The sequence below is a fragment of the Bacillus sp. FJAT-45066 genome (assembly GCF_002335755.1).
Taxonomy (GTDB): Bacteria; Bacillota; Bacilli; order Bacillales; family Bacillaceae_I; genus Bacillus_CD; species Bacillus_CD alkalisoli.
The window spans coordinates 656,064-671,974 of the sequence record NZ_NISQ01000001.1; the positions used below are offsets into that span (position 1 = coordinate 656,064).

19 protein-coding genes and 1 other annotated feature are annotated in these 15,911 nt (G+C 36.3%); of the genes, 14 read left to right on the top strand and 5 right to left on the bottom strand.

What is annotated here, in order from left to right; translation table 11 throughout:
• Positions 1–129: 129 nt before the first annotated feature.
• The 7 genes from CDZ92_RS03280 (at position 130) to CDZ92_RS03310 (ending at position 6,590) form a co-directional block, all read left to right on the top strand.
• A complete protein-coding gene (locus tag CDZ92_RS03280) occupies positions 130–1,743 on the top strand; it encodes a M20/M25/M40 family metallo-hydrolase (protein ID WP_096153523.1) in 1,614 nt (537 codons plus the stop codon).
• Positions 1,744–1,838: 95 nt separating this feature from the next.
• Positions 1,839–3,461, top strand: a complete 1,623-nt coding sequence (locus CDZ92_RS03285; RefSeq protein ID WP_096153524.1) for a sensor domain-containing diguanylate cyclase — start codon at positions 1,839–1,841, stop codon at positions 3,459–3,461.
• 211 nt (positions 3,462–3,672) lie between these two features.
• The gene (locus CDZ92_RS03290) at positions 3,673–4,521 is read left to right on the top strand and encodes a DUF5700 domain-containing putative Zn-dependent protease (RefSeq protein ID WP_096153525.1); all 849 of its coding nucleotides are present in this window, start codon (positions 3,673–3,675) and stop codon (positions 4,519–4,521) included.
• Between the two features lie 47 nt (positions 4,522–4,568).
• A complete protein-coding gene (locus tag CDZ92_RS03295; RefSeq protein WP_255249768.1) occupies positions 4,569–4,967 on the top strand; it encodes a hypothetical protein in 399 nt (132 codons plus the stop codon).
• A 329-nt stretch (positions 4,968–5,296) separates the two neighbouring features.
• Complete coding sequence (locus tag CDZ92_RS03300) at positions 5,297–5,671, top strand: hypothetical protein (protein WP_255249769.1); 375 nt, start codon at positions 5,297–5,299, stop codon at positions 5,669–5,671.
• Positions 5,672–5,785: 114 nt separating this feature from the next.
• The gene (locus tag CDZ92_RS03305; RefSeq protein ID WP_096153527.1) at positions 5,786–6,352 is read left to right on the top strand and encodes an AAA family ATPase; all 567 of its coding nucleotides are present in this window, start codon (positions 5,786–5,788) and stop codon (positions 6,350–6,352) included.
• A 40-nt stretch (positions 6,353–6,392) separates the two neighbouring features.
• Positions 6,393–6,590: a DUF2281 domain-containing protein gene (locus CDZ92_RS03310; protein ID WP_096153528.1), complete on the top strand. Its 198-nt coding sequence runs from the start codon at positions 6,393–6,395 to the stop codon at positions 6,588–6,590.
• Between the two features lie 177 nt (positions 6,591–6,767).
• Here CDZ92_RS03310 and CDZ92_RS03315 read toward each other — a convergent pair whose 3' ends face one another.
• A complete protein-coding gene (locus CDZ92_RS03315) occupies positions 6,768–7,598 on the bottom strand; it encodes a TVP38/TMEM64 family protein (protein WP_096153529.1) in 831 nt (276 codons plus the stop codon).
• A gap of 157 nt (positions 7,599–7,755) precedes the next feature.
• The gene (gene proC / locus CDZ92_RS03320; protein WP_255249770.1) at positions 7,756–8,568 is read right to left on the bottom strand and encodes a pyrroline-5-carboxylate reductase; all 813 of its coding nucleotides are present in this window, start codon (positions 8,566–8,568) and stop codon (positions 7,756–7,758) included.
• A 59-nt stretch (positions 8,569–8,627) separates the two neighbouring features.
• Positions 8,628–8,853 (bottom strand) — a binding site (T-box leader).
• A gap of 525 nt (positions 8,854–9,378) precedes the next feature.
• Here proC and CDZ92_RS03325 point away from each other — a divergent pair.
• The 5 genes from CDZ92_RS03325 (at position 9,379) to CDZ92_RS03345 (ending at position 12,632) form a co-directional block, all read left to right on the top strand.
• Complete coding sequence (locus CDZ92_RS03325) at positions 9,379–10,353, top strand: MBL fold metallo-hydrolase (protein WP_096153531.1); 975 nt, start codon at positions 9,379–9,381, stop codon at positions 10,351–10,353.
• 10 nt (positions 10,354–10,363) lie between these two features.
• Positions 10,364–11,152, top strand: coding sequence for an SDR family NAD(P)-dependent oxidoreductase (locus CDZ92_RS03330; protein WP_096153532.1), 789 nt, complete (start codon positions 10,364–10,366; stop codon positions 11,150–11,152).
• Positions 11,153–11,251: 99 nt separating this feature from the next.
• Complete coding sequence (locus CDZ92_RS03335; protein WP_096153533.1) at positions 11,252–11,812, top strand: DUF3221 domain-containing protein; 561 nt, start codon at positions 11,252–11,254, stop codon at positions 11,810–11,812.
• The gene (locus tag CDZ92_RS03340; protein ID WP_096153534.1) at positions 11,796–12,167 is read left to right on the top strand and encodes a hypothetical protein; all 372 of its coding nucleotides are present in this window, start codon (positions 11,796–11,798) and stop codon (positions 12,165–12,167) included. The genes CDZ92_RS03335 and CDZ92_RS03340 overlap by 17 nt, the downstream gene beginning before the upstream one ends.
• Before the next feature lie 24 nt (positions 12,168–12,191).
• Entirely contained in the window at positions 12,192–12,632 is a 441-nt protein-coding gene (locus tag CDZ92_RS03345) for a hypothetical protein (protein ID WP_096153535.1), read from the top strand.
• Positions 12,633–12,725: 93 nt separating this feature from the next.
• Here CDZ92_RS03345 and CDZ92_RS19830 read toward each other — a convergent pair whose 3' ends face one another.
• On the bottom strand, positions 12,726–12,881 hold the full coding sequence (locus CDZ92_RS19830; RefSeq protein WP_176483700.1) for a hypothetical protein: 156 nt from the start codon (positions 12,879–12,881) through the stop codon (positions 12,726–12,728).
• A 200-nt stretch (positions 12,882–13,081) separates the two neighbouring features.
• Between CDZ92_RS19830 and CDZ92_RS03350 the strand changes: the two genes are divergently transcribed.
• Both CDZ92_RS03350 and CDZ92_RS03355 read left to right on the top strand, forming a co-directional pair.
• Complete coding sequence (locus CDZ92_RS03350) at positions 13,082–13,603, top strand: sigma-70 family RNA polymerase sigma factor (RefSeq protein WP_141395192.1); 522 nt, start codon at positions 13,082–13,084, stop codon at positions 13,601–13,603.
• Positions 13,596–14,915, top strand: coding sequence for a DUF4179 domain-containing protein (locus CDZ92_RS03355; RefSeq protein ID WP_096153536.1), 1,320 nt, complete (start codon positions 13,596–13,598; stop codon positions 14,913–14,915). The genes CDZ92_RS03350 and CDZ92_RS03355 overlap by 8 nt, the downstream gene beginning before the upstream one ends.
• A 25-nt stretch (positions 14,916–14,940) precedes the next feature.
• On the opposite strand, the gene CDZ92_RS03360 is transcribed toward CDZ92_RS03355, so the two are convergent.
• The gene (locus tag CDZ92_RS03360; protein WP_096153537.1) at positions 14,941–15,435 is read right to left on the bottom strand and encodes a hypothetical protein; all 495 of its coding nucleotides are present in this window, start codon (positions 15,433–15,435) and stop codon (positions 14,941–14,943) included.
• 89 nt (positions 15,436–15,524) lie between these two features.
• Entirely contained in the window at positions 15,525–15,713 is a 189-nt protein-coding gene (locus CDZ92_RS03365) for a YqzH family protein (protein WP_096153538.1), read from the bottom strand.
• Positions 15,714–15,911 lie beyond the last annotated feature (198 nt).

Below are 15,911 nucleotides of genomic sequence, written 5' to 3' on the forward strand. Positions count from 1 at the left end.
CCTCCTGATGTTTCGTATTGCTAAATAAAGTATAGCACGCTCTTTTTCTGAACCCAAACAATAGGTGTTTTTATAGCGAAAAAAATAGTATGATAAAAATCAGAACATTCTTTACTAGGGGGAATTCACATGAACTGGCAAACTAAACTACAACTAACCGACCTATTAGTATCACTCGTACAACACGGTAGCGTTACACTTTCCGACGAAGAAAATCGCCTAGCCTCTTACATATATTATCAACTGCAACAACTTCCTTTTTTTGAGAAAAATCCTGAGCACTTGCAACAGCATCGAATGGAGGATGGCCGTTCCTTCGTTACTGGTTTCGTCAAACAATCGGCCAAGTCTGACACAATCATTTTACTGAGCCATTTTGACGTAGTTGGAGTAGAAGACTACGGTGTTTTAAAAGACCTGGCCTTTCAACCTGTAGAACTGACTCGTGAACTTCACAATCATTTGGATAGTCTACCCGAAGAAGCAAAAGAGCATTTACTTTCTGGGGATTGGTTGTTTGGTCGTGGAACGATGGATATGAAAGCTGGACTAGCGTTGCAAATGGGACTGATTGAAAAAGCCATCCACGAAAACTGGGACGTAAATTTGCTGTTGTTGGCTGTCCCAGACGAAGAGGTAAACTCGAAAGGAATGCTACAGTCCCTACCAGCTCTAAGCCAACTAGCAGCGGAACATAATTTAAACTATTTAGCATGTGTGAATTCAGAACCAATGTTTCAACAATATCCAGGGGATGACAATCTCTACCTATATACAGGTTCAATCGGTAAGCTACTTCCTGGATTTTTTTGCTACGGGAAAGAAACACACGTTGGCGAGCCACTTGCAGGCTTAAATGCTAACTTAATGGTTTCAGAAGTTCATCGTTTACTAGAATTAAATGTGGATTTATGTGAAGAAGTTTCAGGTGAAGTAACACCACCGCCAAGTAACCTGATCCAAAAAGATTTAAAAACCGAATACTCCGTACAAATTCCACATACAGCCGTCACACTATTTAATGTGTTGTTTATGAAAAAATCGCTGCAGCAGTGGAAGACGGAATTTATCCAAATTGCCCGCCAAGCGGCTGTTAATATAGAAGAACACATGAAGCTAAAAATAAATGCGTATGCTCGTTTCGAATCTTTTTCTAAGCCTGAATATCAAGTTTCCGTTTATTCGTACGAGGAATTACTAGCGATGGCAAAAGAGAAGCATGGAGAAGAGGAAATTAACTCTCGTATCGCAGGAGTCATACAAGCCAATGCTCAGTTTGATGAGCGAGAGCAATCAATAAAAGTGGTAGAAGAAATTGCTTCGTTATGTAGAGAAGAAGCGCCGATGATTGTTCTCTTCTTCGCTCCACCTTTCTATCCGGCTGTTGCGACAGAGGAAGAGGACGAGCTAATGAATATAGCAAAGGAATTTATTCATACTTGGAATGCAGAAGGGGTAAATTGGACGAAACAAATCTATTTCTCAGGGCTATGTGATTTAAGTTTTGTAGGAAAAGCAAATTTAACAGATCATCAATTACTAGAAAAGAATATTCCGATATATGACCATTCTTTCTCACTACCTTTTAACGATATGAAGAGCTTGCAAATGCCAGTATTCAATCTTGGACCAGTCGGAAAAGACCCACACCAATGGACAGAAAGATTAAATGTTGCGTTTAGTTTTGGAGAGTTTCCGAGCATGCTAGAAGATCTAGTTAAAAGGCTAGCGAAAGTTAACTAAAATTTCTTCAGATAAACAAATGTTTTTCTCCAAAAAGCGACAAAAGAAAAGTATAATGGTAGAGTAGTAAAATTTCTAAATAAAGGGATTTTTATATGTCTATTACTTTACGAACGTACGTTGCGATTATATTTGCAACATTTATTATTTTATTTACTTCTATCATTAGTTGGTCGATTACAAACAAAACTACCGAGCAAGTAAAATCGGAAATAGGGGATTCTTTAGCAAGTGTTGCCTACGTTATGGCAGATAAGTTAGACCATTTCATGTGGGCTAGGTACGGAGAAGTACAAGTTTTAAGTACATTAAATGCATTTAAAGAATTTGATGATGCAGAAGAAACACAAAACTTAATAAATGAACTTCAACGTAACTTCCCATCCTTTTCTTGGATAGGGTTTACGGACGAAAATGGAATTGTACAAGTGTCAACAGGCAATATTTTGGAAGGGGTAGATATTTCTTCTAGACCAGTATTTACGGAGTCGCAAAAAGAGACATTTATAGGTGATGTTCACGATGCAGTATTGTTATCTAGTCTTTTACCAAATCCATCAGGTGAGCCGTTACAATTTGTTGATATTAGTACACCGATTTTTAATGATGATGACGAATTTAAAGGGGTTCTCGCGACACATTTAAGTTGGGAATGGTCTAAAGAGGCGCAAGCGGTTGTCGTTTCTTCCTTAAAAGAGCAATATAAAAATCAACTAGATATACTAATTATTAGTTCTTTTGATAATACAGTTTTACTAGGACCAGAAGAGTTAGTGGGGCAATCACTTGAACTTGATAGTATTGAACAATCTAGACTTGGTGAAAATGAATGGGCAGTGGAATTATGGCCAGATGGAAAGAAATATGTAACAGGTTATGCTTACGGTGCTGGTTATGCGGAGTATCCAGGGCTAGGATGGACTGTTTTAGTTCGCCAACCTGAATCCATTGCGTTTGAAGCGGTAAAAGAATTACGCCATAGCATTCTGTGGAGTGGTGTAGTCGGGGCGCTTGTGTTTGCTTTTTTAGGCTGGATACTTGCTGGCCGTATTTCCAAATCTTTACGTCAACTTAGTAAGTATGCAGATGAGTTACGAACTGGAAAGCGAAAAGATATCCCTGTACAGAAAGGAATCAATGAAATCGAAGTTCTATCCACTTCTTTGCGTGAATTGGTTCAATCTTTAACGAAAACAGAAGGCAAACTCGGTGAAATGCAAAATTTAGCACTTCATGACAAATTGACCGGCCTGCCTAATAGAGTAGCACTGGACAGATATTTGAGTTGGTTTAAAGAAGAACATTCGGAAGATACTTTATCTTTCTTTTACTTAGATTTAGATGGATTTAAACAAGTAAACGATACGTATGGCCACCATACAGGAGACGTTTTGCTTCAAGAAGTGGCTGCGCGATTAAAAGAAGTGACAGCTAACCACGATATAGTAGTCCGCCTTGGAGGGGATGAATTTGTTCTATGCATGCAAAATGTAGGACAGGTTCATGAAGTAGCCTCAGTTATTATACAGTCTTTAAATAAACCTTTCTTTTTAGTTGAAAATACGGAGCCTATACACATCGGATGTAGTATCGGTATTGCCCTTTGGAATGCTAAGGAAAAGGACGAAGACCCACTAAAAGTCATCAATCGAGCTGACCAAGCACTCTACCAATCCAAACAAAACGGCAAAAACCAATACACCGTCCACTCCACATAACTGTCGGTGCCAGGCACTTGTGATATTTTGTAAAATAATAAAAGTTGTAACGCCTATCAAATTAGATGTTAATTTGGTAGGCGTATTTTTTTCCATTAGCTTAAATTCAGAGTTTGATCAATTTTTCATTATAATTCAAAAATTTAGATATTTGTACTGGGATATTATGTTAAAATTATATTGTCAACTTCATTTATAAAAGGATGAGAAAATGAATATTTACAATACTGTTCCATATTTTTTAGAGAATTTCAAAACAAATAAGCAGCTTCTTCAAAACTACCACGAAAAGTTTTCTCCTCATTTTGAAGAGTATTTTTTATATCATTGCAAAAATGCAGATGAGAAAAGGAGAGCTGCTATTGAAAGATACTCAACTGATATTAATGAAATTAAAGAGTGTAATCGGAAAATCGAATCTTTCATAAGGCAAGTTGTTAATGATTACGAGGTAAAATATGATATCAAATTTATGAACGATGTACATATTATTGTGGGTTGCTACGGATCAAACGCTTTTACACATCGACAAATAATACCTGATATAACGTTTTGTTTAGAGAAGTTATCACCAAAGGATGAGCATTTAAAAGTCATTATTGCTCATGAGTTCGGACACGCACTCCATAACAAGTTGACAGACCTATCGGGTATTGATTGGTCAAAGCTTCAATGGTTTCATCCGTATACATGGTTATTACAAGAAGGCTGTGCAACGTATTTTTCGAAGCAGGTGACGGTGGTAGATGAGGCGGTTTATTTTTCCTATGATGACAAGGGAGATGAATGGTTGAGGTTTGCCCAAAGTAATACGGAAGAAATTATTGCTACTTTTCTAAACGAATCTAAGACAGAGTCACATATGGATGTTTTCCGAGAATGGTTCTCCATTAACGGGGGGACGCAATATGGGCATACACGTTTAGGATATTATATTGGTTATATAGCTCTTAAGCTCCTTATCCAAAAGTTTGGAGAGCTAAAGGCAATTACATTATGGAAGGAACCTAACTTCATAGAAGAAATGGAGCAGGTGCTTATGGAGTTTAAAAAATCCTGAATTCACTAAAAAACAGCTGAGCCTAAAAAAATAAAGGGGGTATGAGAGTGTGGTTTTTCAAAAAAATGTCGTTAAAGAATAGGATAGTAGTTGCAATATTAGTTTTCACCATAAGTCTTTCATTTCATTATTTTGTTCATCTTTTTAAGCCTACTAACTCTATAGATTTATATCAATCTATTTCATTTGCCAGAGACTTTGAAAAAGCCCAAATGTTAATGTTAAAAGGATACGAGGATAATTTTACTGAGGAAGACTTTAAATACTTAAATAAATTAGGAAATCCTGCAAACAGTATTAGTCAGTTCACGATTTTTGAATACGAAGATAAGTCTTATATCATTATGACTACTCCAGGAACGCCAAGAATTCAAAAGCTCAAGGTGCTTGCTGTGGAAGAGTTACCAATAGAAATAAGGGAGTACTTTCTTGAGTTAAAACCGTAATTTTTTTTATCTGGCTATGTTAATTGTTAATGTCGATTTTTGACCTGACACCTTCCTAGCAGTTGATTTTCGTGCTAGGGAGAGAGTGAGAGTATTTATTAAAGATAAGGCTATGTAAAGGCTAATGTTGATTTTTAAACATTTCAAGCGGTTGATTTACGCGCATATCATAGATTCCTGCGGGAGCGAATGTGTCGAGGAGTAGGTTTTTTCACGGTAGTGTAAATAACCTTCCTTTTTAACGCCAGCAGAAAGCAAAGATATGCGTGGAAGACAGCGGTCTTTAACACAGCCAATGATAAAGAAAGAGTATTAAGGGAGACTTCTAGATGCCAAAAATTATAAGTAAGCTAAATTTATTATGGATAACTGTTTTAGGAGCATGGGTATTTTTCAAAAGAAAAAAGAATGTTGGATACACAATGTTTGTTCCCACGGGAGTACGTCACGAATTCCCACTGGTTGATTTAAAGGAACAAAAGGTAGTTGGTACAGTGATATATAAGGATAAGATATATATGAAAGTGATTGTTAATTTAAAAGAGGATTCGGTGACTGTTGAGGATAACGTTGACGAATTAAGTAATTTAAGCATGGATAGGGAGTCTTACATAAATTTGTTTAAAAGCCAAGCAAAATTTTTTGTTGAAAATAATATTTCTGATCCTGAAAAATATTATGAGGAATTAGAGAAACAGTCTTAGGTTAACTGGTGCATTTGAGAGAAGGAACAGAAGAGATTCAGGTTGGCAATTTTATGTTGAATGGCAAGTACTTGCCATAATGTAAAAAAGAATTACTTTAAATAAGGTGGAATTATGAAGAGGTTAGTGATTATGACGGTTGGTAAAACACACAGTGGAAAAACGACATTCGCTAGAAAACTAGAACAAGAGTTGAATAATTCTTTTGTGATGGATCAAGATAACAACGCTGAATTTATAAATACTTTTTATCATAAACTGCAAGTGGAACAGGGGCCAAATATGATAAAGCACGCCCTCTCGAAGTTGATAGTTGACTACGCAATAGCAAATACTGACTTGCATCTTATTATTTGTAATTCAAATCGAAGCCGAAAAAGCCGGTTGAATCTACTTGAAGAGTTGTTTAATGAAAATAGATTCGTTCGTATTCTTGTATTTTTTGATATCCCAGATGATGTTCTTAAAGAGAGAGTTATTCATAGCCAACGTAGTATCAATATATTTAGGGGGGCTTATTCTAATTTTGAGCAAGTGCTATTGAGGCAACAAGCTGAATCACAATTAGAAGATGTTGCCGATCCTGAAGAATGGGAAGCGGACTATTTATTTGTAGTAAAAGATAATGATGATGTAGGTTCTGTGATTAATAAAATTGTCGATATTTCCAAAATGATGTAGTAAAGAATCTAGAACTAGATAATATGAAGGTGATTATAACATGAATAATGCAAAGGAAAGGTTACTTAAAATTATCGATGAAATTCCAGAGCAGGAAGTCGACAAGATTCTAGATAGTGCTGAATATTTAAAAGCGAAAAAAGAAAAAAACCTAACCGAAGATTTAATAAAAGCAAGTGAGAGCAGCATAGGGTTCTGGGATAATAATATAGATGATGAGGTTTGGAATGATGCATAATTAACGAAAGTAGCCCTAATTGTCTCCTCAAGGCTACTTTCTCTTTATATTGTCTACATTTTCATTTTCCGACAACATAGCCCCAAACTTCCATGATCTTTTCACAGCAGAATATAGGCATGATTCTTATGCAATGGAACTAGCAAAAATTTATAAGCGATATTTTTAAATCAATTATTACTTTTTTATCCTTTTTACAATTAAAGTGCCGATCAATATCCCAATTACAATAATGGAAATGGAAAGTACAATTTGAGATGTTGTTAACGAAAATGCCCCTGCTAATTCTATGGAATAAGCAAATATAAAGGTTGTTAACACTTTTGACGTTAGCGCTATTACAAGGAATCTCTTGATAGTAATTTTACTAAGTCCTGCTCCAATACAAATTATTTCATCTGGTAAGATGGGAACAATAAATAAGGCAAATAGATAGAGAATTTCATTTTTTTGAGTATATTTTTGATAGCGAATAAGGTGTTTCTCATTCACGTACTTGGAAACAAGTTTTATTCCACCATACCTTGTAATAAAAAACATGGTCGTTACACCAATTAAAGTTCCAATTAGACCAATAATAAAAGCATTATGTGACCCTAAAACAGTACTACCTGCTATAATTGTTGCGGCTTCTGGAATAGGTAATAATATATTTTGAAGTACACAGATTAAAAAATATATTAATTTAGCGGTTGCGATATGATTTATAAAAAATTGTTCGAGCCCATGTACTTCTTTAAATACAAGGAATGTAGTTATATAGTAAGTAAGCAAAATTGCAATTATGAATACAAAATAATAATTCATTACCGATTTTAAAATATCGTAAAACCTCTTTTTACTTATTAAAAATGAAGTAATTAAACTTATTAGAATTAAGGTGGCGATACTCATAAGAGTTATTCTGTAAATGGGAAACAAATCAGGTAATAAGAAATTGAGAACTAAGATAATTGTGGAATACAAAATTACATGGTGAATAATAGATTTATTGCCAACTTTTTTCATGTTCACACCTCATATAGATTACGATGAACCTATTTTAACTAAAATATATCTGGATACATAACGGCCAACGGTTTATTTTACACTACGTCTCAAGACGTATAAGGAGAAGACATTTATCTATTTTTATTAATGCTAAAAACATCCTGCATATTCCCCTTCATTCCAACATAGCCCCCAACTCTCGTGATCTTTCTGCAGCTGAATGTAGGCATGCTTCTAATGCGATGGAAGTAGCATATTGTTCCAGTACCCTAATTCCAGCTTCGGTCGTACCGCCTGGACTTGTCACGTCTAACCGTAATTGTGCAGCATCTTTTTCCGAAACAGCTAACATTTGAGCGGCTCCGAGTATCGTTTGTCGAATTAACATTTTTGCTACATCTACCCCTAGCCCTTCTTTGACAGCGGCGTTTTGCAATGATTCAACCATGTAATAAAAATAAGCTGGACCGCTTCCAGAAAGCCCTGTAACTGCATGGATTTGTTCTTCTTCTACAACAGTACAAACACCAATACTTGAAAAAATATGTTGTGCAGTAGCTAAGTCTCTTTCACTTACATTACTACCAGCCGCAATCGCTGTGGCAGATAACCCAACAGCTGCGGAAGTGTTTGGCATTGTTCGAATGACACGTGCTCCGGTAACGAGCAATCCTTCAATCATCGAAGTGGAAATCCCTGCGAGGACAGAGACAACTAACATATTAGTTGTTATATATTTTGAAATAGACTGGATGGCTTCTTTTGCATCTTTTGGCTTCATTGCAAGAAAAACGACATCCGCATTTTCTAAAATTACTTCTAAATTACGACTAACAACAACTCCATACGTGTTTTCCAAAAGCTCTAGTCTGTGATCATCTTGCTTGTTTGTCACCATTATGTCACACGGCTTGCTAATCTCCTTCTTCAGTAAACCACTAATAATTGCTTCTGCCATATTTCCTGCACCAATAAATGCAACTTTCATGCTTTTCACCATCCTTTATTAATTGTTTTGTATACAAAAAAGACCAATCCATCCTTATAAAAAAGGACGGATTGGTCTTGTATCCGCGGTACCACCTTTGTTGGCTTAACAATTCCAATTCATTAAGCCCAGCTCCATTACCCTTATCGCGGGTTAACGATTAGGTTATTCCCTAATTGCTCCTAGGTAGGTTCAAGAAAGTAGGGGACGAGGAAACCTTTCAGCCGGTGAGTCTCCATCTCTTTTCGTCGTACGTTCTTTACTAGTCCTATTCAACACGTTTCCGGTTTGATTTTTATTATTATGCAACCGAATGAAAGGAAAGTCAATAGGTTGTTTTCTTAATATTTTTCTTCTGTTTGAGTCCATTTCATAATGTATGACTACTATACGAAAAATGAAACAAATTACCGTATACGCTGATAGAAATCCCTTTAACAACGAACATATAATTCTTTTCTATAGAAAAATATTCGTTTTTCATTAAACGAACCGTAATTATAATGTTGATTCACTTTATAAAAATAATAATTTTTTTCTGAAATTTGTTTACAACCTACACTGTTTTTTGGTTAAATTAGTACATCCTAACAATGAATCGCTATTCATTTTGTGACATATATTTTTTAGTATAATTTTATTTTGGTTTTGTTTATTGAAAAACGAACTTTCGTGGTTCTTATGATGTAACGTTTGCATTTAGAATTGTCATATTTACTAATGATTAGTTACCTTTCGTTTTTCGGATTGTAGTTATACTTTGTGAAACGTACTTTTACAGAAATAACATTAAGGGAGATTGGACTGAAGATGGAAATGGTATCCTGTAAACAACAAATCAAACAAATTACTGTACCAACCCCTTTTGCAGTTGGGGATGTTCATACATATGTAATTATCGGTGAAAGAGTGACACTTGTAGACGCTGGTGTAAAAACAAACGAAGCGTGGGACGTTTTTACGAAAACATTACATAATCATGGTCTTCATTCACGTGACATTGATCAAATTTTCATCACCCACCACCATCCGGATCATGTAGGATTAGTCGATTTTTCCCCTAGCAATGTTCCAATCATAGGGCATAAGCGCTCACATCCATGGATGATCCAAGATAAAAAATATATCCAAACACATGAAGATTTTTATCTTCAAATTTTACATGAAGGTGGAGTAGACCCACGCTTTTTCCCCATGATTAAACGTGTAAATGATATTTTAAGATTTTCGAGTACGATTGGTTTGACTTGTTTTATTGAAGAAGGAGAAACACTTGTCGGTCTAGAAAATTGGAAAGTATACGAAACTCCAGGTCATGCGAGCAGTCATCTCGTACTTTTCGATGAAGAAAGCGGGACACTTATTGGTGGTGACTTAATCTTAGATCACATTTCACCAAACCCTTTAATAGAACCACCTTACCCAGGAGAAATGGAGCGGAAGAAACCACTTCTAGATTATATCGACTCTATTCACAAGATGATGGGGTTGTCTATTCAACAAGTTTTACCAGGGCATGGAAGCATCGTGACGAATGTTCAAGAACATTTACAAGATCGCCTTACAAAACAAGAGAAGCGTTCGAATAAAGTTTTTCGCTTCATTGAAAAAGAAAGATCCTGTACGGCGTATGAGGTCTGCCAACATTTATTCCCTCAAGTGTTTGAAAAACAACTCATGCTAACGATGTCCGAAACAATCGGCCAACTAGACTATTTAGAAAACAAAGGTAAAATAAAGGTAGACAGGTCGAAATTGCCTTTTCAATACGAAGCAATAGAATAGGGGAGTAACAATGACACTAGAAGGAAAATTTATTTGCATTACCGGGGCATCAGGTGGAATCGGTAAAGAAGTAGCGCTAGAAGTGAGTAAACGCGGTGCTACACCAATTCTGATGGCTCGTTCTTTAGACAAACTAGAAGAAGTGGCAGCGCAGATTAAATCTCAATACAATAAGGATGCAGTCGTCATTCCAGTAGATGTAGGTAACTTAGAACAAGTTCAAGAAGCTTTTTCTGTCCTTTTAGAAAAAGTGCCAACTGTCCACTGCCTAGTAAATAATGCAGGCTTCGGTATTTTTGATGAAGTATTACATATGAATCTTTCAGATATGGAAAAAATGTTTGAAGTAAACGTGTTTGGGTTAATGGCTTGTACAAAGCTTGTTTTACCAACGATGATGGAGCAAAACAATGGCCATATCATTAATATCGCGTCTCAAGCAGGCAAGCTCGCAACACCGAAATCAAGTGTGTATTCGGCTACGAAACATGCAGTTCTTGGTTTTACGAATAGCTTACGCATGGAACTTCACGGTACGAATATATATGTAACAGCCGTAAATCCAGGTCCAATCCGAACAAACTTTTTCCAAGTTGCGGATGCATCAGGCGATTATGCTTCTAAAGTAGATAAGTGGATGCTTGACTCGAGTTTCGTTGCAAAGAAAATAGTGGATGCGATGTTTACGGGCAAACGAGAAATAAATTTGCCAGGCTGGATGAATGCGACGGCGAAAGCCTATCAACTATTCCCAACGTTTGTAGAAAAAGTGGCAGGTTCAGCTTTTCGTAAGAAATAAGGTAGAATGCGAAACTTTTCGCTTTTCTGTACGTCCAATAATATGTGAGCCGAAGTTTAGTTAGCTTCGGTTTTTTCCTACATAAGGGAGTGAAAAACTGTGAGGGAGTTTATTGTTAGTTTACTAGTCGTCCTTTTTTTAGGAAGTATTATATTTTACTATATGATAGATATAAAAAACCCAACCACTGTTGGTTATATTATGGAGAAAAAAGATAATCAATTACTCATTGTGGAGCAAGAGAGGAACGAGCACAATTTTTACGAAGCAACGTGGTACAAAATTCCACTTTTCTTAAGAACGACTGGCAATTTTCAAGTAGGTCAAAAAGTGGCGGTAAAGGGTAGTGGAATCGTTGCCGACAGCTATCCAGCTCAGTCTTCTGCTCGGAAAATAAAAAGAATGAACCTTGAAAAGGTCGAAGGCGCTAAGTTGTCTCAAGAAAAAGTGCTTTCTGTTGCTCTAAATGAATCATATAAGCAAGGGGATTTATATGGGGTAGAAGAAATTAATTTCTCAAACGGTATGTGGGACGTAAAGATTGTACGGATTTTAAGCTCGACATACGAGGAAAACTCTGAGTTTACTGTGCAAATAAGCGACTTAACTGGCGAGGTATTTTCGATCACGGAGGAGGATGCGGATGAAAAGGTTTTATAAATGGTTAGGTATTTCACTTCTGGCATTTACCGTTCTCCTATATGGTGTCCACTTTATTACCTATCGAGACTATGATGACAAACATATTATTTACTCTGTAAATGATGAGGGAGTAATTTTTGGTCCAATTAAACTTTACAGAGATGCTGCGTATGGGCCACTGGAGACTCAGCCTATACTAGACTCGACAACAGTTTCTGGATTCGGCTTTATGAGCTTGTTTATTCATGATAAAGATTCTTTAAAAGAAGGGCAACGAGTGAGGGTCTGGTATGAGGAAACGAATGAAATACAAAAGATAATTGTGTACGGACCGTCCTTTCTACCAAAACCTTTTATTCGCTGGCCGTGGTGAGTGAGCAGGAAGGAGCGATGACAGGTGAAGCTTAGAGCTATTAAAAATATAGCTATCTGTATTATCGTGCTAGTTGCTGGATTACTAGGATTGAGATTTTTTCATTTTTCGCTTCAGTCGGATACGACGAAAGTTGCTAAAGAGTACTTAGAACAAGAAGGCTTTATCGTCCTTCATTACGCGGGTGAAAATGGACCATACCGGGTTACAAAAAGAAGTGCAATGGAATTCCCACATAGTAAATTGCTAGCTGTACAAGAGCAACCAGTAGATTTTTATCGATGGAAGGATCTTCATGATAAAAGTTTTTATGTTGCAAATCACCCTCTTCGTACTCTGTTTGGTTATACTTCCGTTGTCCTTATGATGGATGGCGAAGAAGTAATAGGTGCCGTTTCAATAAAGAATGGTCAAATTTATTCTCTGCATGGGAAAACCGCGGAAGAGATGAGTGCGGGGGAATAAGGCAAGAATTTGTTTGACAAATAGAAACACGACACAAATAGAATAGAAAAAACGCTAGAGTACTTTATCGTTACCTCTAGCGTTTTCCCTTGTTTACTTTTTATTTGCCTGCTTGCCACTTTTCTTCTGGCTTTGTGAATTGCTATTACCTACTTGATAATCACTTCCAAATTCCACATCATTATGTTTGTCGTGCTTTTCTACTTGCTCTCGAGTTTGGTTCTTATTTTGTCTGCCTTGTTTAGACATGCATGTCATCTCACTTTCGGGTTAGTATCGTTTTTAATATGTGCAAGTGTTAAAATTACATGCGTTACATAAACAATTATAGAAATTACTATAATTGTTTTTTGCATTTACTAAAAAAATTTTAAAAAACAAAACCTTTTTCCACCTTCACATGTCTAATGCGTGAAAAGTGAAGGTTGGAGTTTTAGGGGGGAAACAACTTGCAGAATGAACTACTTGTTAAAAAGGCACGGAAGGGGGATGAGGGAGCCTTCTTCTCGTTAATGTCTGAACATAAAGAACAATTATATAAAATCGCTTATGCTCACTTTAAAAACGAGCAAGATTCGTTAGAAGCGATACAAGAAGTGACGTTTCGCGCTTTTAAAGCAATAAAAAAATTAAAAGAGCCAAATTACTTTTCAACATGGCTCATTCGTATCATGATTAATTACTGCAGCGACGAATTAAGAAAGAAAAAGCGTGAAACCCCTCGTGGCGATCAGATAGAGATTGCAGCGATGAGTAATAACACACTACGTCTAGAAGTAGAGGAAGCACTAACATCCTTAGATGAACCGTACCATTCCGTCATACAACTGAAATACATCCAAGATCTGCGTATTAAAGATATCGCGCTCATTATGAATTCACCAGAAGGTACGGTAAAAACATGGTTAAACAAAGGGCTAATGGCTCTGCGCTCTTATTTTGACGAGAAAGGTGGGAACAAGCATGTTTGAAAACGAAGAAAAAAAATTACACGAAATGAAAGATAAAATTGATAAAGTAGAAGTGCCATCCAACATCGATGAGTATATTTTAAAAGGAATGCACCAAGCGAAAGAAAAGAAGCGGACTTTCCACTCTTCCTTCAGATGGGGGGCCATTGCTGCAAGTGTACTGCTGCTAATCATGTTTACGTCAATTAAAGTTTCCCCAACATTTGCTGGCTATGTTAGCTCTATTCCTGGGATGCAAAAAATCGTCGAGCTTATGCGCAATGATAAAGGTATGATCTCCATTATTGAAAACGAATATTTACAAATAATTGACACAACAGTAGAAGAGAACGGTGTGAAACTAACGATTGATGCAATTATCGTAGATGAAGACCGCGCGTTTTTATATTACACGATTGAAACCGACAAATCTTATCGAGAGGTGATTTTAAGTGAAGCTCGTTTTACAGACAAAGAAGGAAACGAACTGCCACTTAGTTCCGGTGTATATTCACACGGTAATGTTGAAAAAAACACTCCTATTAGTGGAGAACTTTTACTTGCTTATCCTGTAGAAAATCAACTTCCAAGTGAAATCATTTTACACACAGGGGTTAAAGCTGATGGTGTTGACGTATTAATTTCTCAGGGTATACCGATTACCATTGATTACGAAAAATTTTCTGCCATTAAAAAAGTGTATGAAGTGAATGAGACCGTGGCGATAGAAGGGCAAAAGATACTTGTAGAAAAAGTAGAGATTCGTCCAACTCGTATTGCCGTTTCTATTCTTTACGATGAACTGAATACACATAAAATATTTGCTTTTGACAACATCCGCTTAATGGATGAAAAAGGAGAAATTTGGACAGAACAAACTGCGTCTATTTCCTTCTTTGAAACAGACCCGAACAGATTTACCTTATATTTTGAAAGTAATTATTTCGCTGAACCGAAAGAACTATATTTGGAGTTTTCTTCTGTAAGGGCTTTGCCGAAAGATGAGGTAGAGTTAGTAGTGGATATTGAGCAAGAAGAAATTATCCAACAGCCTAGTGATAACCGATTTATTTCCGTTACAACATCTTTTAAGGATATTGTATTTGAGTATCAATCCGACGACTCATTGGCTCAAGGAGCTATTTTGTCTTCCACTTATGTGGATGCCAATGGAACGGAATTCCGTTCTAGCTTTTTTCATTCGGGGGATAGACTAAATAATATCCGTGAAATTGGATTCGAACTTTTTAGTGAAGCGAAAAGTCCATTAACCTTTACCATTACAGACTACCCGAATCGTCTAAAAGGGGATGTCGGTCTAAAATTAAAGTAAGGAAGCAAAAAGGAACAGTTTCTCGTCACGAGTACTGTTCCTCTTCTTTTGCTTCTTTTATCCCTTTGTACGTTTCATTTTCTACAAGTTTTTGATAAAAGTACATGAGGATTGCCTTGTTAGTGAAAACAAGCCAGAGCTGCCATCTCTTAAATTTCTTTAACGTCCATATTCCATGTTTTTCAAAAAAAGCATAAAAAGGAAATGCAAAAAACCATCCAAAGGCTAGGTTTACTAACATATACAGAGGGAATTTTCCGTACGTCCACTTTAAAATCCATAATGTACCTGCAAAAAATGGCCCTACCATTAAAGCGAATTCTCCAATTAAGGAAGGAAGGATTTTTTCTTTTATGACCCACCATTTTTTCTTGTAGGCGAAGTGACTTTCCATACAAAGATACAAGTTAATGAACGTTATCGCCGGTATAAAACGCCTTATCGACTTCCAACCTAATAACGGAAGCGTACTTGATGAAAGGATTACCATTAACCACAACATTTTTTTTTGCTTATTCATAGGACTTCATCCTTTTTCTGCTAGCATCGTTGATTATAGCTTGTGTTTTGGAAAAGGAAATATGATTTGTAGTTTTTGGAAAGATTGGTTTAGTCCCATTTACTCAAGTACTCATACACGACGTCTTGCACTACTTCAAAAAGATCCGAAGTCCCGTCGCTTTGGATTGTTTTTTGAACTTGTACGGCTAGTTCTATGTATTGTTGCTCCGTGAGCGGAGTGTGTTCATACTGTATGAAAGCATTTCGAATCATTTTTTCAATTAGTTTTATGTCCAACGTAAATTCACCTCGATGGGGGTATTATACTTTGTTTTAAGCAATCAGGATATAAATGTCTGAAAAGGACATAAAACCAAACGCTTTGTTCCTATATATTTTAACACCGTGTTTATAAAAAAATTTTACCATTGAAACAGAACGTATATTCCCTTACAATGAATACTATAATATAAATACGAACATATATTCTTTTGT